The 23,144-nt window shown below is 46.9% G+C and carries 23 protein-coding genes and 2 pseudogenes; 15 read left to right on the forward strand and 10 right to left on the reverse strand.

Annotation, left to right across the window (positions count from 1 at the left end):
* Positions 1–138: 138 nt before the first annotated feature.
* The 5 genes from AC5YBX_RS03505 to AC5YBX_RS03525 all read left to right on the forward strand — a co-directional run bounded on the left by AC5YBX_RS03505 (position 139) and on the right by AC5YBX_RS03525 (position 4,405).
* A complete protein-coding gene (locus AC5YBX_RS03505; protein WP_494519974.1) occupies positions 139–1,143 on the forward strand; it encodes an aminoglycoside phosphotransferase family protein in 1,005 nt (334 codons plus the stop codon).
* Positions 1,140–1,841, forward strand: coding sequence for an N-acetylmuramate alpha-1-phosphate uridylyltransferase MurU (murU, locus tag AC5YBX_RS03510; RefSeq protein WP_494519973.1), 702 nt, complete (start codon positions 1,140–1,142; stop codon positions 1,839–1,841). Before AC5YBX_RS03505 ends, murU begins: the two co-directional genes overlap by 4 nt.
* Positions 1,842–1,855: 14 nt before the next feature.
* Positions 1,856–2,635, forward strand: coding sequence for a co-chaperone DjlA (gene djlA / locus AC5YBX_RS03515; protein ID WP_494519972.1), 780 nt, complete (start codon positions 1,856–1,858; stop codon positions 2,633–2,635).
* Positions 2,636–2,736: 101 nt separating this feature from the next.
* The gene (locus AC5YBX_RS03520; protein ID WP_494519971.1) at positions 2,737–3,405 is read left to right on the forward strand and encodes an outer membrane beta-barrel protein; all 669 of its coding nucleotides are present in this window, start codon (positions 2,737–2,739) and stop codon (positions 3,403–3,405) included.
* A 49-nt stretch (positions 3,406–3,454) separates the two neighbouring features.
* Positions 3,455–4,405, forward strand: a complete 951-nt coding sequence (locus AC5YBX_RS03525; protein ID WP_494524368.1) for a D-2-hydroxyacid dehydrogenase — start codon at positions 3,455–3,457, stop codon at positions 4,403–4,405.
* A gap of 56 nt (positions 4,406–4,461) precedes the next feature.
* Here AC5YBX_RS03525 and purT read toward each other — a convergent pair whose 3' ends face one another.
* Positions 4,462–5,640, reverse strand: a complete 1,179-nt coding sequence (purT, locus tag AC5YBX_RS03530) for a formate-dependent phosphoribosylglycinamide formyltransferase (RefSeq protein WP_494524369.1) — start codon at positions 5,638–5,640, stop codon at positions 4,462–4,464.
* Between the two features lie 271 nt (positions 5,641–5,911).
* Between purT and AC5YBX_RS03535 the strand changes: the two genes are divergently transcribed.
* From AC5YBX_RS03535 to AC5YBX_RS03550, 4 genes and pseudogenes are all read left to right on the forward strand, one after another.
* Positions 5,912–6,307 carry a DUF3302 domain-containing protein gene (locus AC5YBX_RS03535; RefSeq protein ID WP_494519968.1) on the forward strand — a complete coding sequence of 132 codons (396 nt, stop codon included), beginning with the start codon at positions 5,912–5,914 and terminating at the stop codon, positions 6,305–6,307.
* 1 nt (position 6,308) lies between these two features.
* Positions 6,309–7,445 (forward strand): HlyD family secretion protein, encoded by a 1,137-nt coding sequence (locus AC5YBX_RS03540; protein WP_494524370.1) that lies wholly within the window; start codon positions 6,309–6,311, stop codon positions 7,443–7,445.
* Positions 7,446–8,011: 566 nt separating this feature from the next.
* Positions 8,012–8,746, forward strand: a pseudogene (locus AC5YBX_RS03545) (PAS domain-containing protein); the annotation flags it as partial.
* Between the two features lie 144 nt (positions 8,747–8,890).
* Positions 8,891–9,277 (forward strand): annotated as a pseudogene (locus tag AC5YBX_RS03550) (methyl-accepting chemotaxis protein); the annotation flags it as partial.
* A 28-nt stretch (positions 9,278–9,305) separates the two neighbouring features.
* Here AC5YBX_RS03550 and AC5YBX_RS03555 read toward each other — a convergent pair.
* Complete coding sequence (locus tag AC5YBX_RS03555) at positions 9,306–9,854, reverse strand: DUF4136 domain-containing protein (RefSeq protein WP_494519966.1); 549 nt, start codon at positions 9,852–9,854, stop codon at positions 9,306–9,308.
* A gap of 239 nt (positions 9,855–10,093) precedes the next feature.
* Here AC5YBX_RS03555 and AC5YBX_RS03560 point away from each other — a divergent pair, with 239 nt between their 5' ends.
* On the forward strand, positions 10,094–10,363 hold the full coding sequence (locus AC5YBX_RS03560; RefSeq protein ID WP_494519965.1) for a DUF1289 domain-containing protein: 270 nt from the start codon (positions 10,094–10,096) through the stop codon (positions 10,361–10,363).
* A gap of 4 nt (positions 10,364–10,367) precedes the next feature.
* On the opposite strand, the gene AC5YBX_RS03565 is transcribed toward AC5YBX_RS03560, so the two are convergent.
* Genes AC5YBX_RS03565 through AC5YBX_RS03580 form a run of 4 tightly spaced genes read right to left on the reverse strand, consistent with a single transcriptional unit; the run spans position 10,368 to position 13,638 of the window.
* A complete protein-coding gene (locus tag AC5YBX_RS03565; protein WP_494519964.1) occupies positions 10,368–11,621 on the reverse strand; it encodes an ATP-binding protein in 1,254 nt (417 codons plus the stop codon).
* A 12-nt stretch (positions 11,622–11,633) separates the two neighbouring features.
* Positions 11,634–12,347 carry a response regulator gene (locus tag AC5YBX_RS03570; protein WP_494519963.1) on the reverse strand — a complete coding sequence of 238 codons (714 nt, stop codon included), beginning with the start codon at positions 12,345–12,347 and terminating at the stop codon, positions 11,634–11,636.
* Positions 12,347–12,757: a DUF3019 domain-containing protein gene (locus AC5YBX_RS03575; RefSeq protein WP_494519962.1), complete on the reverse strand. Its 411-nt coding sequence runs from the start codon at positions 12,755–12,757 to the stop codon at positions 12,347–12,349. Before AC5YBX_RS03575 ends, AC5YBX_RS03570 begins: the two co-directional genes overlap by 1 nt.
* 5 nt (positions 12,758–12,762) lie before the next feature.
* Positions 12,763–13,638, reverse strand: a complete 876-nt coding sequence (locus AC5YBX_RS03580; protein WP_475515955.1) for a MipA/OmpV family protein — start codon at positions 13,636–13,638, stop codon at positions 12,763–12,765.
* 886 nt (positions 13,639–14,524) lie between these two features.
* On the opposite strand from AC5YBX_RS03580, the gene AC5YBX_RS03585 reads away from it, so the two are divergent.
* The gene (locus AC5YBX_RS03585; RefSeq protein ID WP_475515956.1) at positions 14,525–15,091 is read left to right on the forward strand and encodes an acetate uptake transporter; all 567 of its coding nucleotides are present in this window, start codon (positions 14,525–14,527) and stop codon (positions 15,089–15,091) included.
* Between the two features lie 96 nt (positions 15,092–15,187).
* Here the strand turns inward: AC5YBX_RS03585 and AC5YBX_RS03590 are convergent, their stop codons facing one another.
* The 4 genes from AC5YBX_RS03590 to AC5YBX_RS03605 form a co-directional block, all read right to left on the reverse strand.
* The gene (locus AC5YBX_RS03590) at positions 15,188–15,856 is read right to left on the reverse strand and encodes a YiaD family glycine zipper/OmpA-like lipoprotein (protein ID WP_494524371.1); all 669 of its coding nucleotides are present in this window, start codon (positions 15,854–15,856) and stop codon (positions 15,188–15,190) included.
* A 207-nt stretch (positions 15,857–16,063) separates the two neighbouring features.
* Positions 16,064–16,534, reverse strand: a complete 471-nt coding sequence (locus tag AC5YBX_RS03595; RefSeq protein ID WP_494519959.1) for a YcxB family protein — start codon at positions 16,532–16,534, stop codon at positions 16,064–16,066.
* Positions 16,535–16,822: 288 nt separating this feature from the next.
* The gene (locus tag AC5YBX_RS03600; RefSeq protein ID WP_494519958.1) at positions 16,823–17,251 is read right to left on the reverse strand and encodes a VOC family protein; all 429 of its coding nucleotides are present in this window, start codon (positions 17,249–17,251) and stop codon (positions 16,823–16,825) included.
* A gap of 29 nt (positions 17,252–17,280) precedes the next feature.
* Positions 17,281–17,886 (reverse strand): NAD(P)H-dependent oxidoreductase, encoded by a 606-nt coding sequence (locus AC5YBX_RS03605; protein WP_494519957.1) that lies wholly within the window; start codon positions 17,884–17,886, stop codon positions 17,281–17,283.
* Between the two features lie 155 nt (positions 17,887–18,041).
* Here AC5YBX_RS03605 and AC5YBX_RS03610 point away from each other — a divergent pair, with 155 nt between their 5' ends.
* The 4 genes from AC5YBX_RS03610 to AC5YBX_RS03625 all read left to right on the forward strand — a co-directional run bounded on the left by AC5YBX_RS03610 (position 18,042) and on the right by AC5YBX_RS03625 (position 23,009).
* Positions 18,042–18,686: a helix-turn-helix transcriptional regulator gene (locus tag AC5YBX_RS03610; protein ID WP_494519956.1), complete on the forward strand. Its 645-nt coding sequence runs from the start codon at positions 18,042–18,044 to the stop codon at positions 18,684–18,686.
* Complete coding sequence (locus AC5YBX_RS03615) at positions 18,686–19,399, forward strand: pseudouridine synthase (RefSeq protein ID WP_475515962.1); 714 nt, start codon at positions 18,686–18,688, stop codon at positions 19,397–19,399. Before AC5YBX_RS03610 ends, AC5YBX_RS03615 begins: the two co-directional genes overlap by 1 nt.
* A 174-nt stretch (positions 19,400–19,573) precedes the next feature.
* The gene (locus tag AC5YBX_RS03620; RefSeq protein ID WP_494524372.1) at positions 19,574–20,542 is read left to right on the forward strand and encodes a LysR family transcriptional regulator; all 969 of its coding nucleotides are present in this window, start codon (positions 19,574–19,576) and stop codon (positions 20,540–20,542) included.
* A gap of 166 nt (positions 20,543–20,708) precedes the next feature.
* Positions 20,709–23,009, forward strand: a complete 2,301-nt coding sequence (locus AC5YBX_RS03625) for an OmcA/MtrC family decaheme c-type cytochrome (protein WP_494524373.1) — start codon at positions 20,709–20,711, stop codon at positions 23,007–23,009.
* Positions 23,010–23,144: the final 135 nt, after the last annotated feature.

A 23,144-nucleotide genomic window follows, 5' to 3' on the forward strand; every position in this document is an offset into this window, starting at 1 on the left:
TTTCTTAGTCTAGACAAATTATCGAAGAGAATAGTTGCAGCTATTTACACAAGCAACCGAGCAAAAGAGATAGAATCATCTTAATTGCTGTTTCCATTTTGCTTTATAATAAAGCAATTTTTGCTTAAGAGCCATGAGGTGCCCTTGTCAGATCTAAGATTTATCGCCTTAAAAGCGTGGATTGAACGCGTACTGAGCGCCAATGCCGCCATAGAACTCATTTCTGGTGATGCCAGTTTTCGTCGATATTTTAGGGTAACTCTGGGGCCTAAAAGCTACATCGCCATGGACTCACCTCCGGATCTAATTGCCGTGGGCCCGTTCATCACATTAGCAAACGAATACCAAAAACAGGGGGTTAATGTTCCTCAAGTCATTGAAAAAAATGTTGAACAAGGTTTTTTGCTGCTCAGTGATTTGGGTGATACTCAGCTACTGAGCGTATTAACACCCGCCAATGTCAGCGATTATTACCAGCAGGCATTAGGTTTGCTCATTCCTATTCGCGCAGTCACCACTGTCGATGGCGTACCATTACCACGTTATGACGCCGCCTTTGTTTATCGAGAGTTAGATATTTTTTCTGATTGGTTAATCGGTCGCCATTTACAACTTAAGTGCAGTGCTGATACTCAGCAGATGCTAGCCGATACCTATCGGATACTGGCTGATAGTGCACTAGCGCAACCCCGCGCGGGGATGCACCGCGACTTTCATAGCCGTAATTTGATGTTGTGTGATAAACAGTTGGCGGTGATTGATTTTCAAGATGCAGTGATAGGGCCTGTCACCTATGATGCGGTGTCACTGCTTAGAGACTGTTATGTGCGCTGGCCTGGCGAGGTGGTTGATACCTTGATGCAGCAGCATTACCAGCAATTACTCTCTGACAATGTGCTGAGTCAGGATGTCACTTTGGCGCAATATCAGCGTTGGTTCGATTTAATGGGCATACAGCGTCATCTTAAGGCCGCAGGTATCTTTTGTCGGTTAAATTACCGTGACGCTAAGCCCGGTTACATGCAAGATATTGCGCTCACATTGCAATATGTTAGCGATATCGGCAAGCACTACTCAGTATTACACCCCTTTATCCACTGGTTAGATAATCAAGTGATCCCCAAGATGGAGCAGACCCTGTGAAGGCGATGATTTTAGCTGCAGGTCGTGGCGAGCGTTTACGACCGCTGACGGATAAGCTACCCAAACCGCTGGTTGAAGTGGCAGGTAAGTCATTGATTGTCTACCATATAGAGCGTTTAGCCGCCCTTGGTTTCACCGATATAGTGATTAATCATGCTTGGCTGGGTGATAAGCTTATCCAGGCCTTGGGTGATGGCGAGCGTTGGCAAGTTAACTTGCATTACAGCGGCGAAACAGAGGCATTAGAAACCGGTGGTGGGATTAAAAACGCCTTAGGGTTACTCGGATCTGATCCGTTTTTAGTGATCAACGGCGATGTGTTTATTGATGCGATGCCAACCATCGCAGGCCAACCTCTCTCGTTAGCGGCTATCAAGGCTGCAATGGGCGAGGCTCAGGCTTATTTGTGGTTAGTCGATAATCCGTTGCAGCATCCAGAGGGGGATTTTGCCTTACTTGAGGGGCGGCTGAGCGCTGCTGGCCCAGCCAAGCTGACCTTTTCAGGTATGGGAATTTACCAGCCAGCGCTGTTTAATGGCACCACCAGTAAGCGGTTTGCACTGGCGCCCCTTCTAAAAGATAAAATGGCGCATGGATTAGTTGCCGGTGAACATTTTAACGGCTTTTGGTGCGATGTCGGTACGGTCGAGCGATTAGCGGCACTAAATACGCGCATGACAACACTAGATAAAAAATAACATTAGGTTAATAGATGAAAATTTGGGGTAAGGTATTTGGTTTTGCGATCGGCTTTATGTTTGGTCGTATTTTTGGCGCAATGTTAGGATTATGGCTAGGCCATTTATACGACAAAAAGCGCGCCGAACTCAGTGGCATTATTGGCAAGGGCAGTAATCGCCAAACGCTGTTTTTTAATACCACCTTTGCGGTGATGGGGCATGTTGCAAAGGCCTCCGGCCATGTCACCGAAACGGATATTCGTATCGCTAGCGCGCTCATGGATCAACTGCGCTTAAGCGGTCAGGCTCGGCGCGATGCCCAGATGGCTTTTAACCAAGGTAAAGCCAGTGATTTTGATCTTAACGCTTGCCTCAAAACCTTTCGGTTATTGTCCATGGGGCGTAAAGATCTGGTGCAGATGTTTTTGGAAATCCAGATCCAGACCGCCTTATCTGACGGTGAGCTCGATGCCAAAGAGCATGCTATCTTACTGTTGGTCGCTAAGGAGCTGGGTTACAGCCGTCAGCAGCTCGATGAGTTACTTAAACGCTGGCAGGCGGAGTTTAATTTTCATCGCAGTGGTGGCCAGCAACAGACCTCGATTGCCGACGCCTACAGCGTGCTGGGGTTAACCGAAGCCGACTCTGATCAACAGGTCAAACGTGCCTATCGTAAGCTGATGAATGAACATCACCCAGATAAGTTAGTCGCTAAAGGCTTACCTGCTGAGATGATGGAGCTGGCTAAGAAAAAAGCTCAAGATATTCAAGCGGCTTATGATAGAGTCAAACAAGATCGCGGTATGAGGTAGCGATTTCAAATAGCAGGTTGAAACTCGGTATTAAGCCTCCATCATTGGGTGGCTTAGATCGCCAATGGATTAGCGCCATCTTGGTGCTCAGGGAGATAAACATGAAAGCGATAACGACAACGAGTCGATATCAAGTCGGCTGTCTATTACCTTTGCTGCTCTGCCTAACTGTCCCGTCAACCCCAGTGCAGGGGGCCTCTGTTCAGACTGAACCCGGAATGTTTGTGGCGCCATTTGGTGGTTACAGTTTTGCCGCCAGTGAATTCGATGCCATTGAGGTTAACAGCCAAACTCAAAGTGGGCTTAATATTAGCGAGTCTGGCCATTATGGCGTGATGGCTGGTATAAATACCCGCGATCCTGGTGATGTCTATTTGCTTTATAGCCATCAGGCCACTGAACTTAATCGCCGCGGCAATGTTAATCCTAAGCTGCTGACGACATTGGATGTTGATTACTTGCACATCGGCGGCTCGCTCTATTTCCCTCATGGTGCCTTGCGCCCCTACATCACCACCAGTTTAGGGCTGACTCAAATGCGCCCCGATAACGGTTATGGTAATGAAACGCGTTTTTCGATGGGCTTTGGTGCCGGGATTGAGTATCAAGTGAGTCAGCGCCTTTCGCTGTTTACCGATGCGCGGGCATTTGCCACCTTTGTTAACAGTGACAATTTGCTCTTTTGTGATGCTAGCCAGTGTATCTGGCAGATCAGTGCCGACATTATGTGGCAAGGACAGGTCAATGCTGGGCTAAAGTTACGTTTTTAACTGGCATTGAGACGATAAACTCACCCAACGGATGATGAGAGCAATAACGATGAAAATTGTAGTACTCGATGGCTATACCTTAAATCCGGGCGATCTGAGCTGGCATGGGTTTGAGTCGCTCGGTGACTTTCACTGTTTTGAGCGCACCGCAGCGCCATTAGTGTTAGAACGTGCTCAAGATGCCGATATTATATTAACCAACAAAACCGAGCTTAATGCCGATACCCTTGCCATGCTGCCTTGCGTGCGTTACATAGGTGTATTGGCGACGGGCACGAATGTGGTTGACGTTAACGCCGCCGCAGCGCGGGGGATAGTGGTCACGAATGTGCCAGGGTATGGCCCCGATGCCGTAGCGCAGATGGTTTTTGCCCATATATTGCATCACACCCAAAAGCTCGCTGAACATCATCAGGCGGTTACTGCTGGTCGATGGAGTCAGAGCTCGGATTTTTGTTTTACCTTATCGCCGCTGCAATCGCTTAAAGGTAAAACCTTAGGCTTAATCGGTTATGGCGATATCGGCCGTCAGGTGGCCGCAATTGCGTGTGCATTTCAGATGCAGGTCATGGTCAGTACGCCGCAGCCAAAAACTGACTTACCCACAGGTGTTCGCTGGTGTGAGCGCAGCGCGTTATATCAAGAAGCTGATATTATCTCTTTGCATTGTCCACTCACGCCTGAGACAGATAAGGTGATCAATGCCGCTAGCCTTGCAAAGATGAAACCCAATGCGCTGCTGATCAATACCGCTCGCGGCGCCTTAGTCGACGAAGTCGCGTTAGCTAATGCGCTGAATGGAGGAGCTATTCGCGCCGGTGTCGATGTGTTGTCCAGTGAGCCGCCAGCGGTCGATAACCCCTTACTCTCGGCGCGTAATATCAGCATTAGTCCACATAATTCGTGGGCGACCCGTGAGGCGCGGCAAAATTTGATGGATATTGCACTGAATAATCTAACCAGCTATCTGTCGGGACAAGCCATTAACCGCGTCGCTTAGTGCGATATTTACATTTAAAAAGGCGCCTTGGCGCCTTTTTAAATGCTTGCACGTTACTAGTCGAAGATCACCTCGACCTTGGATGCTACCGTTAAGGCTTTTTCTATCGCATCTTCAATGGACTCACCACGGGCAAGGCCAACGCCGAGTCGTCGGCGTCCGTCAATTTCAGGTTTGGCAAACAGGCGCAGTTGCGTATTCGGCTCGGTTAAGGCCGCGGCCATATTGCGATAACGTAAGTCTTTCGATTGTCCCTGAGCCAAGATCACCGCCGATGCTGACGGACCATGCTGCGCAATATTAGCAATAGGTAAGCCTAAAATGGCGCGTACATGCAGGGCAAACTCAGACAGGTCTTGGCTGATCAAGGTGACAAGTCCGGTATCGTGAGGGCGAGGGGAGACTTCAGAAAAATAAACCTCATCGCCTTTAATAAACAGCTCCACACCAAACAGACCGAAACCGCCTAGGGCCTCTACTACTTTACGGCCAATCTGTTGCGATTTAGCCAATACGCTGGCCGACATGGCTTGTGGTTGCCATGACTCGCGGTAATCGCCATCTTCTTGTCTGTGGCCAATAGGCTCGCAGAAATGGATACCATTAATGGCGCTAATGGTCAGTAAGGTTATCTCATAATCAAATGGCACGAAGCCCTCAACGATGACGCGACCGCCGCCCGCACGGCCACCCTCTTGGGCGTATTGCCATGCTGGCAAGACTTGGGCGTCTTCGCGGATCACGCTCTGGCCTTTACCTGATGAGCTCATCACGGGTTTGACCACGCAGGGCAGGCCAATGGCTTGTACAGCTTGTTCAAATTCAGTTTGAGTGTCGCAAAAAAAGTAAGGCGAGGTGGGAATGGCTAGGGTTTCTGCGGCAAGGCGACGTATGCCTTCCCGATCCATGGTCAGTTGGGTGGCTTTGGCGGTCGGGATGACATTGAGCCCTTCGGCTTCCATATCGACCAAGGTTTGGGTGGCAATGGCTTCAATTTCTGGAATCACCAAGTGCGGTTGCTCTAGTGTGATCACTTGGCGCAGAGCCTCGCCATCGAGCATGTTTATCACATGTGAGCGGTGGGCGACTTGCATTGCCGGGGCATTGGGGTATCTGTCGACGCCAATCACTTCAACGCCTAAACGTTGCAGTTCGATTGCGACCTCTTTGCCAAGCTCGCCGCAGCCGAGCAACATGGCGCGCAGCGCGCCTTTAGTGTGGGGTGTGCCTATCATGGTGTGGGTACCTTTTATTCATTATTGGCTAAGGGGATATGCCAATTTTTTATTAGTGTTTTTTAATATCTTACCTTTTTACAGCAAAGTTAAACGGTTTTCGAGTCACCGAGTGTACAAGCGATAACTGCATCAAACTCTGCCGATACAAAAAATGTGATGTCACTGTTGGTTATTGTTTTATTTAAGTGTTATAAGGATGTTAATTGTGGTGGGGTTTCACCGCTCAGAGTACGCTATTGTCAGCGTATAAAAGAATAAGGAGAGCGCTATGTTTTTGGATTACTTTGCGTTGGGGGTGATTATTTTTGTCGGCGTGTTTTTGTTTTATGGCGTTATTGTTATCCATGATATTCCTTATGAAATAGCTAAAAAGCGTAATCATCCGCAACAAGATGCATTGCATGTAGCAGGTTGGGTGAGTTTATTTACCTTACATGCCATTTGGCCTTTTTTATGGATATGGGCCACGTTATATCGAGAAGATAGAGGGTGGGGCTTTAACCAAGTGGTTGAGCGAGAATTACAGTTGGAAGATGAAGTTAAGCAACTCAATCAGACTGTGGTGCAGTTAGAGCATCGAATACAGGCGATCGAAGAGTCTAAGGCGGTTTTGCCAACGCCTGCCAGTGTTATCCCCCCCCAGATGGCTGAAAAGGAATCATAAGATGGATCTGTTAATCGTATTGACTTACGCAGCTTGCTGCATCGCCATATTTAAGGTTTTCCATATTCCGTTAAATAAGTGGACTGTGCCTACCGCGGTGTTGGGTGGTATTTTTATTGTCGGTGGACTGGTGCTGCTGATGAATTACAACCATCCCTATACGCCTTATGCTAAAGAGATGTTTGTGTCTGTGCCGATCAATCCTGCCGTTAAAGGCGTTGTTACCGAGGTGCATGTTGCGCCTAATGTACCTCTAAAAAAAGGCGATGTGCTGTTTAAATTAGATCCCACTCCTTTTGAGGCCGTGGTGATGCAGAAGCGAGCAGCGTTAGCTGCTGCCGAGCTAGAAGTGCCCCAGTTAGAAGCGGCTTGGCAGACAGCTCAAGCCAGTGTTGAGTTAGCATTAGCCGATCGAGACCGTACTAAGTCGGCCTTTGACCGTTACGATAAAGGCCAAAGACAAGCTGGTGCCAACTCCCCTTTTAGTGAACTTGAACTTGATAATCGGCGGCAACGATACTTAGCGGCCGAAGCGCAATATACCGCAGCGAAATCAGAAGAGTTGCGGGTTCGCTTGGCTTATGAATCTAATGTTGATGGGGTTAACACTAAAGTGGCGGGGCTCCGCGCCGAATTAGATAAGGCGTTGTATGAGCTTGATCAAACTGTGGTTTATGCGCCGTCTGACGGGATAGTGACTCAAATGGCCTTACGCCCTGGCATTGTTGCTGTGCCTATGCCGCTGCGTTCAGTGATCAGCTTTATTCCTAATGAAGAGCGTTATATGGCTGGCGCATTTTGGCAAAACTCTCTGTTGCGTCTCAAGGAGGGTGATACAGCTGAAGTGATTTTAGATGCCGCGCCCGGACAAGTATTTAGCGGTACTGTGGCTAAAATATTGCCAGCGATGGCCGAAGGTGAGTTGCAATCAACGGGGAGTTTGATGCCCGCGCGTATGTTGACTTTGCCTGGGCGAGTGGTGGTGTTGATCAAAGTCGACAATAACCAGATTAGCCAATCTTTCCCCGCAGGTGTATCGGGGGAAATCGCCATCTATACTGAGCATTTTTCCCATGTGGCGGTTATGCGTAAGGTGTTGGTGAGAATGCAAGGTTGGTTAAATTATCTGTTCCATTAATCTTATTACACTGCGTATTGAAGATTAATGCTTAATGTTTTATTTCCTGCGCCGATAACAATAGATGATTATCGGCGCAGGAAACTCCTCTGCTCAGTATAAAAACCTATCTGGCTATAATCGTATTTAATATCAGCTCACCAACAGGCTCCGGCATAACGCCTTCGTGTATGGGGATTTTAGGCTCATCTAGTTGGTTTAAATTGTTAATTATGTAGCGCTTGGGGGTAGGTGATGTTTCAGGCCTGCTCATTGGACCTGTGAGGCCACTTTTATATGTGACGCAGTGCGCGAAACGGGTAAAATAGTGACATGCCTGCTGATCCGCTCCGCCAGCTATGCCGTATCGGCTACGCCAATTTAATAAGGTGCTGGTGTATATATGAACTGTGTTGAAAGTGATTTTGCTTATTTAAAGTAGAGTGCATGTGATCGGTTAGATTAAGTCTATGCTGAAGCATGCATTTTTTGTTCTGTTTAGGGGGCCCAGTCTCCAGAAGTTAAGGTGTAACTGTATGTTTGGTTTTGGTGGTGGTAAGTCAGCGTTGCAACAGCAACAAGCGCTAATGAATGAAGCCTTGCGTACTGATAACCACATTTTAAGTGCTATCCGTAATAGCGTGCCTTACATTGAGTTTTCTGTCGATGGTCACATATTGACAGCCAATGAACAGTTTTTGGCCGTTATCGGTTACTCGCTTAAAGAGATCCAAGGACGGCATCATAGTGTCTTGTGTCAAAGCGAATATGTCTCTGATCGCAGTTATAAACAGTTTTGGTACGATCTAGGGCAAGGAAAACTCAATCAAGGTACCTTTCAGCGCATTTGCAAAGATGGGGCTACCATCTGGATTGAAGCCACCTATGTGCCAGTTAAAGATGCACAAGGCCGGGTGAGTAAAGTTATCAAAATCGCCAGCGATGTGACCGAAGACCGGCAACAGCTCGATCGTCAAGAAGCGATTTTTAATGCGTTAAATAAGTCGCTGGCATTTATCGAATTTACCCCAGATGGTGAAGTCATCGACGCCAATAGTAATTTTTGTAACACCATAGGCTACTCGCATCACGAGATTAAGGGCCTGCATCATCGACTTTTTTGTACCGAAAGCTTTTTACGTGAGCAGCCTGACTTTTGGGCGTTGTTGGCTAAAGGCCGATTTCAATCTGGCTTATTTGAACGTATCACCAAGCAGGGTAATACTGTGTGGCTAGAAGCCACCTATAACCCTATCGTTGACGAGAAGGGCAACGTGGTGAGAGTGGTTAAGTTTGCCAGTGATGTCACCCCGCGTATAGAGCACCAGCAAGCGGTACAAAACGCGTCAGTATTGGCTCGTCAAAGCGCAGTTGAGACGGTTGATATTGCTCAAAATGGTGCCAACATGCTCGATTCAGCCTCCGAAGTGGCTAATGATATTGATACATCGGTAACAGAGGCGGCGGCTTTAATGGAGCAACTGGCGCTACAATCACAACAAATTACCAATATTGTGAGTACCATAGCTAAGGTTGCCGATCAAACTAACCTACTGGCGCTCAACGCTGCTATTGAAGCGGCTCGAGCTGGTGAATATGGCCGCGGCTTTGCTGTTGTGGCCGATGAGGTGAGAACCTTAGCGGCAAATACCTCCAGAGCGACTCATGATATCGAAGAGATCGTCAAACGTAATAGTGAATTAACCAAGGTATCAGAAGCGGGGATGTTAGCCATCCAAGCCAAGGTATCTCAGTGTAATCAACAACTGCAATTAACCCAGTCTTTAATTGACGACATTCGCAAAGGGGCGCAAAACGTCGCCGATACGGTTAATGGATTGGTGAGCGACTAGTCAATACTCGTATGCTTACGCCGCAGGATTATTTTGATGACTCTTGCGGCGGAAATTGAGCTAATATTTTTGCCACGGTTTGCTGTGTTAGCTGAGCTTTATCTGCGCCGCCTGAATCAAAACTAAAGCTGTCGCTGCCACGCCAAATCAGCTGCTGTGTCCTAGTATCAATCATATCAATTTGAATCGTTTGTAATTTTGCCGAGTCACTGCCGATAGGCACGCCCACGCTGGTGCCTATGCCCACTCCACCAGAGCTGCCCCAACTGCCTGTTCCCAGCCCTATGGATAGCCCGGACGTTTTAGGCTTATTGGTAATACTGAAGGTGTAATTGACCTTAAATTGTGCCGCGTCATCGGCTTGGTTAAACCCTTGGGCGAGCAGAGATGATTGTATGGCATCGGTTATCCGTTGTGCGCTTAGAGGATCGCTATTGCTGGCTGTGGTGATGCTAGAGAAAGTGTGCAGCTGACTAAAGTCATAAGCGGTATCGTAATCTTGATTTGGGTTGCTGCTGCAGGCCAACAGCAGTAGGCTACAAAAGAGTATGCTTGCCAATCGTGTCGATATCATCATTAATCCTCTACGGTTATTGCCGTTACTGACTCTAAGCACTACAGCGAAAAAATGCAGTGATTCACATGGTTAGTCGTGGTGGCTGATCGTTTATCTGCATTTTTTGAGTATGTATCTCATGGCTTAATATTAGCCAGTTTGCACCAGATAGGTTATGTTTTATTAACATTTAACGTTGTCGATACGCTGTGAAATAGACTTTGGGATGACTGGCTGTACTCAATCATTAAGGAGGGCAAGTGGAACAATTAGAGTTTTTTGCAATACCTAGCCCTTGTATTGGGGTGTGCCAGACGGATGCGAGAGGCTACTGTAAAGGGTGTTTACGTAACCGAGATGAGCGCTTCAATTGGCTCAACTTTTCAGATGCACAAAAATATAATGTGATCCGTTTGTGTAAACAGCGTAAGCGCCGGCGATCACTGGCGTTACAAAAAGCCAAGAAGAGTGAAATATTACAAGCAAGATTAGCGCAAACTGCTCGTTTAGATTTCGATGAGCAAGCCTAATCGCTCACCAACTGAGGGTAAACCTCGTCTCACTAGGTTTGCTGGTAAGTGTCACGTCACCATGATGCCACTGCATGATGCGTTTGATGATGGCCAGTCCCAAACCGTGCCCTTGGCTATCTTGTGTTGTGGCTTGGCTACGATAAAAGGGCTCAAATATTTTATTCTGCTCTTGCGGTGCGATCCCATCACCATCATCAGTGACACTGATACTGACCCCTTTATTAAGAAAGCTGAGTTCGATCTGGATCTGCTGCTTGGCGAACCGCTGTGCATTGACGAGCAGATTTTGCAGGGCGCGGTCGATAAGCGCTGGATCGGCGCTTACTGGGCGCTGATCTCCTGCGATAGTAAAATCGATGGAGATAGGGCTGAGGTGTTGTAAACGTTCAATCGTTTGCCGCACAACAGATGTTAGATCGCACTGGATCTGAGGTTGCGTATGCCGCCGAGTTTCCAAACTGGCGTAGGTTAGCAACTCTTGTAGTAGGTTTTCCATCTCTTCGACATCTTGCTGCATCTCGGCTAAAAAAGCCTGTCGCCGCTCGATATCGATATCGGGGTGACAATACTGTGGCATTAAGGCTAGCGCGAATTTAAATCGGGCCAGCGGTGTTCTAATTTCATGGGATACCGCATTGGACAAGTGGCGCTGATTTTCTATTAGCGCACTAATATGTTGAGCCATTTCATTAAAAGTTTGGGCTAGTGGCAACACTTTTGAGTGAGGGGGCAGTTGGATTTGGGTGTCCCACTTGGCCTGACCAAAGGCTTTGGTCGCCAGCCTTAATGTTTGTAGATCTCGCGATAGCGGCCACACCCACAGCAACACCACTAAGGCTAATGACAGATAAAACAATAGTGTAAACAGCCTTCTAAGCTGTCCATTTGGAGTCAGCTCTATTGGGCCAGCCATTAATATCTGTTGCTCATCTAACTTGATAAAATGCAGCTCATGCTGATCATTATGAGCCGTCACTAACACCTTATCTGTGCTGAGTTGGTCGCTATCGATTAAGGCAATTTGTTTGGCATCTAATAGTTGCAGCGGATAGAGCCTGTTGCTGCCTATCTGGGCGAGCAGTTTCGCTCGCTCAGCTCGTGGGTGGGCGGCCAGCAGTTTGGCCATCGCTATCAGCGGTGCGTTAGCAGCATCGCTGTCTTCGATGTTATTTTGCCAAATACTGTCCAGCGTCCAGCCGATCCCCAGTACGCCGATGCTGAGTATAAGATAGAGGCTAACAAACAGTCGTTTCAAAAGTCATTTCGCTTAATTGTTCCATGCCTCGGGGGCAAATAGGTAGCCTTGGCCCCACACGGTTTTGATTCTAAAAGGCGTATCAATATTGTCCCCCAGCTTTTTGCGTAAACGTGAGATGCGAACATCTATCTTTCTATCTTTACCATCGAAGTCGATATTGAGAAGGTATTGATAGATATATTGGCGGCTGAGTACCTGCCCACCTTGTGAGGCCAGCAACCATAATAGTTCAAACTCATGGCTGGTGAGGTCGACTTGTTTATCTCCTAGACGGATAGTTTGCGTGTGTGGATCGATACTGAGACGTCCGTAAGTCAAACAATGTGATTCGGCCTGCATAGGTTTCGCTTTGCGGCGTAGCAGATTATTGATTCTAGCAATCAATAAGGCCGGTTCGACGGGCTTGACGACATAATCATCAGCGCCGAGTTCTAGGCCTTTAATTTGGTCTTCATTTGAGCCCATGGCGCTCATCAGTAAGATAGGGCCAGCAAAATAGTCGGGTAGCTTTTCACACAAGGTGAGCCCATCCATGCCAGGTAGCATGATGTCGAGCAAGATAATATCGGGTTTATAATTGAGCAGTCGAGTGAGTACGGTATCGCCACGACGCTCAACTTCAACATGCATTCCGTGGGATTTTAAATAATCCACGATGAGGTTGGCTAGACGGATATCGTCTTCGACAAGCAGGACTCTATGGGTCGCTTGAGCTTCTGACATTAAAATAGACTCCAGGGGTTACGATAGCGGCGCCGAGTTTTGGGCTCCGAGGTTGGGGTAATGTTTAATTGCGCACTGGCTAAGGTTTGGTGCGTCAGTTTGTTGATCAATATAAATTGAATATCTTCTTTACTTGAAACCTTCAGCGACAGAGCATGAATGTCTGCGGTATCGGCGCACCATTTAGGTATGGTTTGATAATTAGATAAAACACATACCACTTGCGGAATAGCGGTATGCCAGTTTAAGTGCAATTCTATCTCACAGCTTTGTTCTTCAGTGGCGGTAATACAAAATTGTGGCGATACCGACAGTGAGGCCGTATGTTCGCTTTCTGTCGCCATAGTGCTATTGGCTAAGAAGAACCACAGCAATGTGGCATGTAAAAATGGGATAATCAACGAGTACACTAGTCTTAAAACCTATACGCAGCGCCAACAAAGAAGGTGTTGCTGCTGTGCTTATTGACTAAGGGACTGGCAACTATCTCATCGGCCAGGTCGGTGTAGCGGGCTAGAAATAACAATGCCCAATGTGAGTTAATTATATATTGAGTCGTCAATGTTAGGCTTACGTTGGTCGCAGAACCAGGATTGTAAGCTTGGTGCCAGTAATAATTTTCGCTGCTTCTGACACCATAGTAATAATTGACCACTTCTTGGCTTTTCCAATTGGCACTGCTTGCTAGTTCAAATTTCCATTGATCGATGGCAAAGCGATACATCCATTTTAGTTGAGCTTCCATACCTGAATGAACATCGAGTAGATCGTGAGCCCATGCCATATTGAAGATGCCAACAGGTGTATATAAAAAGGCTTCAACGCCACCTAGAACGGTAAAATCTCGCTCCTCCAATTCATTAAATTGTAATGCATAAAGATCGTCTAAATCCCAAAATGATGTTGAATTAGCGCTGCCTGTTGAGACTCGGCTGCCACCAGCAACAAAGATATTAGAGGGATCCCAGCGAGAAAAATAGGCACTATCATCACTAAAACTGGTGACAAGATTAACGGTCATGTTTTCGCTTTCAAGCAGGCTATAGCCAAGGTTACCGTTATCTAAAAACCACTTTTCACCGTAGTAAGCAAAGGTTGGCGTGATATAGATGGGAATGTCATCGAACTGGGTGATGGGATTGGATTTTACGCCATAGCCAACAGCAATACCGATATCCCAAATACCAATGGTGATGCACTCGCTATTATTGTTGCAGTCGACAGTCTCATTGGCATAGGTTGCAAATGATAATAAAGCTGTCGTTAGTAGTGCAGTGATAAATTTTTTCATTATGGCTATGGGATCATGGGTGATTAAGTAATTAAATTCCTACACTACAGATTAACACTGAAGCCGTTTTTAAGCTGTTGTTTCAATAAGGTTGATACAAAGTGATACAGTTGTCGATTCACTAGCATGCTTGGGCTGTAGGGGATAGGATCACCTGCTCACAATGCTCCCACTAAATGACGTAATACCGCCTTTTAACATAACCCAGCGTGTCTATTTTTCTGCATCATAACCTCTTAGGTAAAGTCATTGACTTAACCACCGACGAGTGTTTACTCCAAGGTTGAGACGGTGATGACAAGGATGGGGTCATAAGCTTATCGTCGTTGCTAATGGAGCCACGGGTAAGGCATTTGATATCACCTAAGGATAAACAGCCTCACAGAGCGACCCCCCTGCAGTGTCGGGCTGGTCGTAGGCTGGGCGCATGGTGCGATGTTTCGCGCGACTTTAACCTGATCTAGATCAGCCATGCTGGTTTTTTAGGATATGCCGCTTAATTTTGAGATCCATGTCTCGTTATGGTTGGTTGCGTGTGCTTGATCACAATAAGCGGCACTATTGCCTCGCCTTGAGAAGGCGATAAGCTCAGTGGTACTCACTCGTTGTGATGCGCGTCATGCTAACTGTCTATTTGTGATGTTGGTCTCGCTTTTGTGGCGGGTTTATCTATCTTTATGATTATATTGGATTATATACCCCCTCAAATATGGTGTCCCGCCACGATCTAAGCGCAACTATCTGTATTTAAATACTATTTCATTTAATTTTGCTCGAATGTGGCTGTGGATTGCTGTCGTACTGCAGCTGCTCTAGAATCCGCCGCTTGCTGCGCGACCTATAGGAGATCGCGTATTTCTGCATTGCAATTGATTAGGGGAATTTAATGTCTACCACTTTCGCAAATCCTGCGCCTTTAGGCTTAATGGGATTTGGCATGACCACTATTTTACTCAATATTCACAACGCTGGATATTTTCCCATTGACGCTATGATTCTCGCAATGGGGATGTTTTATGGCGGACTAGGGCAAGTGATTGTAGGGATTATGTGTTTTGTCAGAGGCGACACCTTTGGTACCACAGCCTTTACCTCATACGGTTTATTCTGGCTGACCTTGGTAGGGCTTATCATCTTGCCTAATGGCGGGATTGCTGCGAGCCCAGCACACTTTATGGGCTGGTATTTGGCATTGTGGGGCACCTTTACTGCCTTTATGTTTGTGGCCTCGCTGCGCTACCCAAGGGCAAAACAGTTTGTGTTTGGGTCTTTGACGCTATTGTTCTTTTTACTGGCGGCGCGTGATTTTACTGGCAGTGAGTTAATTGGCACGATTGCGGGGTTTGAAGGCATTATCTGTGGCGCCAGTGCCATCTATTTTGCCATGGCTCAGGTGATCAACGCCGAATATGGGCGCACCATTTTGCCTGTAGGTGAAATCAAAAAAGCCTAACCTAATAGTGATGTTCAGGCTGCCGAGGTTTGCAATCGAGAGAGGTGCAAAATGGCAGCCTGAGCCGTCACGCTGGTATTAAGGCGGCAATTGGCCTTAATTAATGGGGCTTAACACTATTTCAACGCGGCGATTTTGTGCTCGACCTTGTTCAGTACTGTTACTCGCAATAGGACGTGACTCGCCCATGCCTTGTGAGGCGATACGTACAGGTGCAACATTTTGTGACATCAAGTAGTTGGCCACTTCACTGGCACGAACTTGTGATAGTCGTAAATTATATGACTCACTTCCCGTGCTATCGGTATAGCCAATAATATTCAGTCTGGTTTCATCATATTCTTTAGCCACTAACGCGACGCTGTTGAGCACTTGCTGTGCACGTGTACTCAGTTGACTCTGGTCAACACCAAAGGTCACTTCGTTGGGCATATTCAAAATAATATTATCGCCACTACGGGTTACACTTACCCCCGTCGATTGTAGTTGTTTACGCAGCTCGGCTTCTTGTACATCCATATAATAACCAACCCCGCCACCAACAGCCGCCCCAGATGCGGCGCCGATCAAGGCACCTTTACCGCGATCGCTCTTGCTTGAAGAGGCCACGCCAATAGCGGCGCCAGCAATCGCGCCAATAATCGCCCCATTGGTGGCTTTGGCATTTTGCGATTCATTAGTGTATGGATTGGTGGTTTGGCAGGCTGACAATAGTAGCGCCGAGCCAGCAACAAGCGCGGTTAACGCATGTTTTTTATGGTTCATGGTGACTCCAAAATTGATCGACAACGCTCTGTTTGCCGAGATTGATGAATATTTTTTATTAACAATGATCTTAGTTTACCTAAGCGAGAGTCAGTTAATTCAAGCTGACTCTTTGCTCCTTTTGCGTTTAACTATACTCACATACCGTGGGCCAGTTAATATTGATTTTCGTCGGTGAGCTTTATCGGCTCAGTAGGCCCAAACTGCTTATATCTTAGCCCTAATAAAATCGCAGGCCTGAGGATTCAGATGACTTTTTGATACGTAACTGGTGCCTTTGGCTAAGGTGATGAGGAAACCTTTATCGGTTTCTTTAATGCGATACATCTCATCCCAAGCAATGAGGGTGTTGACGCAATAAGACTGAGTGCTAATGCCGCGCTCATCTACGGTCAGGGTGGTTTCATTACCTGCGGCTTTGCTCCACATCTGCCTTATCAGCCACCATGATCGTTTAAATTTAACACTAAGTGCTTCCAGTACCCCAAGGCCGATAATAAACCATGAAGCATAGCTATTACTGCCAGTGAGCAGAAGCGCCGTGCCAATAACAATAAAGCCGATGGCTTTGTAATAGGCTTTTATCGATGTGTCCTGCGTCACCGATTGGTCAAAGCATTCTGCATAATAGGCTTTATCGAGGGTAAATTGGGTGGTGTAGTGAAATGGGTCACTCATAGGGAATTTAAAGTCACTTAAAACGATTTTGCCTTAGTGTAATGGCAATAGAAATTTGTGCAACGATGTACTCGCTTTAGAGTCTATTTATCAACAAACTTTAATATAAGACTGTCGGTTATCCTAAGTGTCAAAGGGCTAGGATAAAGGGCTGTGTTACTCGCAAGCGTTATGTTTACTCAGCCGATCTGGTTAAGGTAAGCAGCTAAATCGCCTGTGTTAACTGCTTAACTAAGATGCGATGCTTATCAGGGATAATGGGTCCAAGCATCGGTGAGTCAGTTACTACTAACCGGCGTTTTCGTAATGATTGCGCTCACTTGGGTTGTCGCTTACATATTGGACAAACTCCACTTCAAATCCGTCAGGATCAATAAAATAGGCATTGCGGCGGTGTGGAGCGCTCACGCCTTCTTTGTCGACTGCAAATCCCGCTTGAGTTAACCGTTTGATGACGCCGTCAAGATCATGGGTGACAAACGCAAAATGGGCCAGCCCGACTTGATGACCTGTCAATTCTCGATTGTTCGCTTCACCATCATCATTCAAGGCCAAATATTGATAGTCATCACCAAAGTGTACCCAATGGCGTGGCTTGCCATACCAAGTCCCTTCGCCACCCCCGCGGATCGCCCAGTGAGGCAATGCCGCCTGATAGAAGGCTAGGCTGGTGTTGATATCTTTAACGACTAAATTCACATGCTCTAAATGGATCATGATTTACTCCTTATGTACATGGCTTAAAGCTACATGCCGTAGCTGTATTCCTGCTGTTTTGGGTAAGCTTGATGCTGGTGGTTATGGCGAATGGTGGCTAAGGCGAGGGCGTATTGATGCAGCATGTGTAGGCTGTAATCAATGCGCGCTCTGAGGTGTTGTTCGCGCGCATCTTGCGGACCTTGTTGCAGCACATTTTCACTGTTTCTAATGATCAGGTGATCGGGAATGGGCACCAGTTTGTTGTTCTTTAGTGCATTCATTTTGAGCTCGGCAATTGGGTAGGCGCCGCTTATGCCGCTCGATACCGCCACTAATAGCGCCGGTTTGTGGGCGGTGTCTTGACCATCACACAGCAGCAGAAAATTCTTTAATAAGGGCGATGCCATGCCGCCCCATTCTGGCGTGATAAGCACTAAGGCATCGGCCTGTTTCACCTGCTGGTCAATACTGTGCCAGTCGCTATCGAGTAATGCAGGACTCGCCCTGTCACCATCCCAAAAAGGTAGCTGATACTGACACAGTTCAACATGGTTAATGGACTGAAATTGAGGGCTATGCTCTGCAATATATCGCGCGACATTGGCGCTTTGAGATGGGGTTCTTTGGCTGGCACTGACGATGAGGAGATTCATATTGTAAACCTTTTTGTTTATTTAATAATTTATAAAGTAGATGCTTTACTTAAGTTTGTAAACAATAAAGTAAATAAAAAAGTTTACTTATTGGTTGGCTCGACATGATTGATCGCAGATAATAGTCAGATAGCAGTCTGAGCCGGGAGCCGAGAGTGACCAAGAAAACCAGTGAAAAAATAGTCGATTATATTAAAGTGACTGGGCCGTGTACCGCCAAGACCTTAGCTGAACAGTTTTCATTAACCACCATGGGGGTGCGCCAGCATCTGCAAGGGTTAGAAGAGGCCGGGATGCTGGCCTTTGACGATCGCAAGGCGAGTCGTGGTCGGCCGACACGCTATTGGTCTCTCACCAAGAAAAGTGACGCCTTGTTCCCTGATAAACATGATGATTTAACTCACCAACTGATTGAGTCGGTTAAGGTTGTGTTTGGCGATAGTGGATTAGCACAATTGATCAGCCACAGAGAAGAAGCCAGTAAAGTGCTTTATCAAAGTGCATTGGCGCATCATGCCAGTGTGCTCGATAAACTGCATGCCCTTGCCAGACTAAGAACCGACGAAGGCTATGTCGCCACCGTTGAGCAAGAGGATAATCACTTTTGGCTGCTGGAAAATCATTGTCCTATTTGCGCCGCAGCCAGCAGTTGTGTCAATTTTTGCCGCTCAGAGTTACAGCTTTTTCAATGGTTATTTGAGGGGGTCGCAACTGTCAGCAGAGAGGAGCACATTATTGAGGGCGCTCGCCGCTGTGCCTATAAAGTGACGCCTACAACTGGCCTTGTAGGTGAGTCATAATGCAGTCTAAACGGGCGAGGTTAGACAGGTTTATTAGCAGCCATACGCAGATCCCCAAAAAGCAGATACGGCTAATTCTGGCCCAAGGGCGGGTGACGGTTGACGGCCAACTAGCCCGTGATATTGATTTAGCGGTCGACCAATTTAGTCATATCGTTTTTGACGGCCAGGTGCTGCAGCAGCGCCGCGCACGTTACATCATGTTACACAAGCCTGTGGGAGTGGTATGCGCCACCAAAGATGAGCAGCACAAAACGGTCATCGACTTGCTCGATGGCACTGATAATCGCGATCTGCATATTGTAGGCAGGCTCGATCTCAATACCTCTGGTCTAGTGCTCCTGACCAATGATGGCCAGTGGTCTAAACGCATTATGGCGCCAGACCATAAAGTGGCTAAAACCTATTTAGTGACCCTTAAAAATCCCTTGAGTCAGGAGTATATTGAGGCCTTTGCTCAAGGGTTTTATTTTGCATTTGAAGATATCACCACCTTGCCAGCTCAGTTAACCATAGTGAACGCTGCACTGGGGCATCAAGCATTAGTGACCTTGTATGAGGGGCGATATCACCAAATTAAGCGTATGTTTGGCCGTTTTCGCAATCCTGTCGTGGCGCTGCACCGTTTATCGGTTGGCACCTTAGCGTTGGATGAGCACCTGCAACCAGGCCAAAGCCGCGAGTTGACACCTCATGAGGTGGCGACAATATAGTTCGCCGTGATCAATCGCGCCGCTTGGTGTATTTGCTAGCCCCAGCTAAACGCAAGACCATGATGATTACAATTGTTAACGGTTTGTTTTCAAATGTGTGATCAAGCCGCTAGTGTGGCGATTATTGGCTATGCTATAAACAGATGATAACCCTCATAGACAATAGTGCCGATGATGAGTCAAACCTTAAAAAAGATCAGTGAGCTCGACGTGTTTTGCTTAATGGTATTTAAGGTGATCTTTCAAACAGGGCACGCCAACGTCGCCGCCAAACAACTTAATGTCTCTGCGCCAAAAATTAGCCGTTGTTTAAATATGTTACGCGCCACCTTTGATGATGAGTTGTTTTATCGCCGTCAACTGGGGTTAAAACCCACCCCCATGGCGGAGTTTTTGTATGAGCCTGTCTGTCAGTTTTGTGATGCGGTGTTAAAAATAGAGCAATCGCTGGCGGATCAAACCTGTGAGCCCAGCCGAGGCTGTCTCAAAGTAGCGGTGATCCCCAGCATTTTGGCCAGCTTATCATTAGCCTTTGCCCAAAGTGAGCATCGTCAGTTAATGGGCCAACTGCAGTTTGTGACTTGGGACAATGAATCCGCCGACAGTATTCACAATGGTGAACTGGATATGGGCATCGCTTTCGCCGCCGACAGTGAGCATACGCTGAGTATTGAACCTGTCGGTGATTTGTCACAGCTTTGTGTTGCGGCCCATCAAAGCCATGCGATTTGGACGGATGCTTCAGAACTGACCTTAGAGGCCATCTGCCAATTTCCGTTTTTGTGCCTAAATGGCAAAGGCTTTAATGATAAGATTGATCCCTTAGAAGTGTTTGCTCGCCAAGCGGGGCTTACTCTTGAGGGGATCGATAGAGTCTGCTCACGAGATGAATGGTATAGCCACCTACTCACCATGGGCTCCTTGTCATTCTTACCTTGCTCAGAGGCGCTGATTTGCACCGCTTTACCCGGTATCAAAGTGATGGCATTGCCTAGTGAACAGGTGCAACGTTTGCATGGTGATAGCATGTCTCCACAATATTTACTTATTGAAAATGCAACAGAATATCGACGTTATTCAACCGAGCAGCGTGCGCTAATGGTTCAATTACTTAAACAATTGCTGGCCACAGGCCAAAGCTGACCCTCTGTTTTAAATATCGAAATTTACCGTTGCAGATTTCGAAATTTCCATTCATGAATCTATAAATTACAGTCACAACTCGAACACAATTCACTAACAATTTGTATTGCCTGCCTTATATTTGGGTTACTGCAATAGCAGCAAATACCTAGAAAGGGATATGGCGATGAAAAAAAATAAAACAACGTTATTAGCCATGGCACTCATGTGTGCCATTGGCGTGAGCGCATGTAGTGATGGTGATGATGGCCAAGACGGTGCACCCGGCGCCCCTGGGATCCCAGGTGAGCCAGGTAGTCCAGGGACTCCAACTGGTTCTACAGTCAATACGGTCAATTCAGCAGCAGACTTCATGCTAACCTTACAACCTGCCGATATCGTCGTTGTGGGCACTGATGCTTTTAGCCTCAAGTTCGATGTGACCGGCAAGAATGCTAAAGGAGAAGAGGTTCCGTTTACGGGTTTAGATAAGATAGCCTTATATGTCACCAATGAAGTGGTCAACACTACTGATGTTGGCGCGCCCATGTTGTGGTCTAACAATGCATTGGTCAATGAGTTTGGCTCGAGCATGTACTGTACGCCAACGGGTGATACAACGGATCGCAGGGGTAATGTAGTCGATGCCTGTACTCTGGTGGAAGATCCTGAAAATCCAGGTACCTATATGGGCACATGGGAACATGATGGTAATGCGCCTGTTGTCTCTGCCGCGGGTGATCCTAATAGTTTATTTAGGGTGATGATCCGTAGTTATGATGTAACCGATGCAAGTGGTGAAGGGATCTCGGATAAGTTACTTTCTACTCCGCTAGATTTCATTCCTGCCACGGGCGAGCTAGCCGTATCGGCTAAAGATGCGGTATCCAATGCTGCGTGTATTCAGTGTCACAGTGAGCTGAAAGGCTATGGTGATGGTGATATGCGCATCGCCAATATTGGCGCCCACCACAACTATCAAAAAGTGGAAAATTGTGTGGCGTGTCATAACCCCGCTAATGCCACCGATCAAAACGATCCTGAAAGAGGTTATAACCTTAACTTCAACGCAATGATCCACACCATTCACGCCGGTGGTCATCTTGCAGAGTGGGGCGTGTTAAAAGGAGAGGCATTAGACGAGTTTGGTGAGATCCACTTCCCTGCTGAGCTTAACGAATGTACCACTTGTCACGATAACGGTGAGCAGTGGAACGTTAATGTCTACCGCGAAGCGTGTGTGGGGTGTCACGTCACCGTTAACTTTGAAACCGGTGAAGGCCACTCTGAGTATACATTGCCACAAGCAGATGATTCAGCCTGTATGACCTGTCATATTGGTGGACTCAGCCCTGCAGTTGCTCATAAAGTGGGCGTTAGAGCCATAGCGACTGATTCTATAGCCATTGCAGTCAGTTCTGTTGCTTATACCGAAAGTGCAACTACAGATCTTGATGAAATAGTTGTGACCTTTGATGTAACAGTTGATGGTACACCTGTCGCCGATGGCTTCGAATTCACAAATTATACTAAGTATGATGAGATGAAGACGGGTTGGGTTGATGCCAATGGTACCTATTACACTAGCGGTTCGGTGTCCCTCAATGGCGTTGCTGCTGTAGGTGGTAAGCTGGTTGTGACTCAGCAAGGAGAGTTCAATCTAGATGGAAAGAGTATTGCAATTACGCCTCGTTTCTCTGTCTGTACTGATGCAAAAGGTAAGTTAGCGCCATGTGCGGATGACTCTGCTGCGATAGAGTACGTCGCTATTACAATGGAACCAACATACTGGAACCTTGCTAATGCTGACGGAAGTGGTGCAACACCTTCTCGCTTCAGCGTACCAGAGCGTGTGACTGCAGACGAAGCTAAATGTAATGCTTGTCATACATCTTTAGGTATCGCTAAGCACTATGGTGATGAACGTTTTGACCAATGTGTAGGTTGCCATAATAGTACTTGGGGCGGTTCATTTCACCCAATTGTTGAATATAAGAGTGATGAAGTGGATGCCGATGGTAAGCCAATCTTCAAGACACTTGAAGGGCTGAATTATAGTACTCGTGATTTGTTTGCTGTAGCACATAGATTCCATAGCGGTTTGTGGGATGACAATCGCGGCTTCCCCGCCATTCATTTAAACTCTGATTTGGAAACTGTTGGTTACCCTGCCGTTGCCACTGAATGTACTGCTTGTCATAAAGATGGTGTTAGTTTATTTGCAGCCGATGGTGGTTTAGCTTCAGGTAAACGCGCAATTGCGGTCAATATGGGTGCTACTGAGTTTATTAGTCCAACAGCTGAAGCATGTCGTACCTGTCACGCTCACTCTTCAGAAGCGGCTAAGGCTCACTTCAAGAGTAATGGTGCGACAGTTGATGGCTCACCGGATACCACAGCCGATCTTCCCGTTGAGTCTTGTGCAACCTGTCACGCTGAAGGTAAGACTTATGGTATTGATAAGGTTCATATGGGAGGCGCTCACTAACACGTATGTGTACCCAAGATAGCCATAATAATAAATCTCGTTAGGTGAACTCATCCCTGCTAGTAGTTCACTGAGATAAAGCAAGATTTTGGGGACCGATTCGGTCCCCTTTTTTATGGCCGAGTATTCAGACCG

The organism is Shewanella sp. 492, from assembly GCF_059338445.1.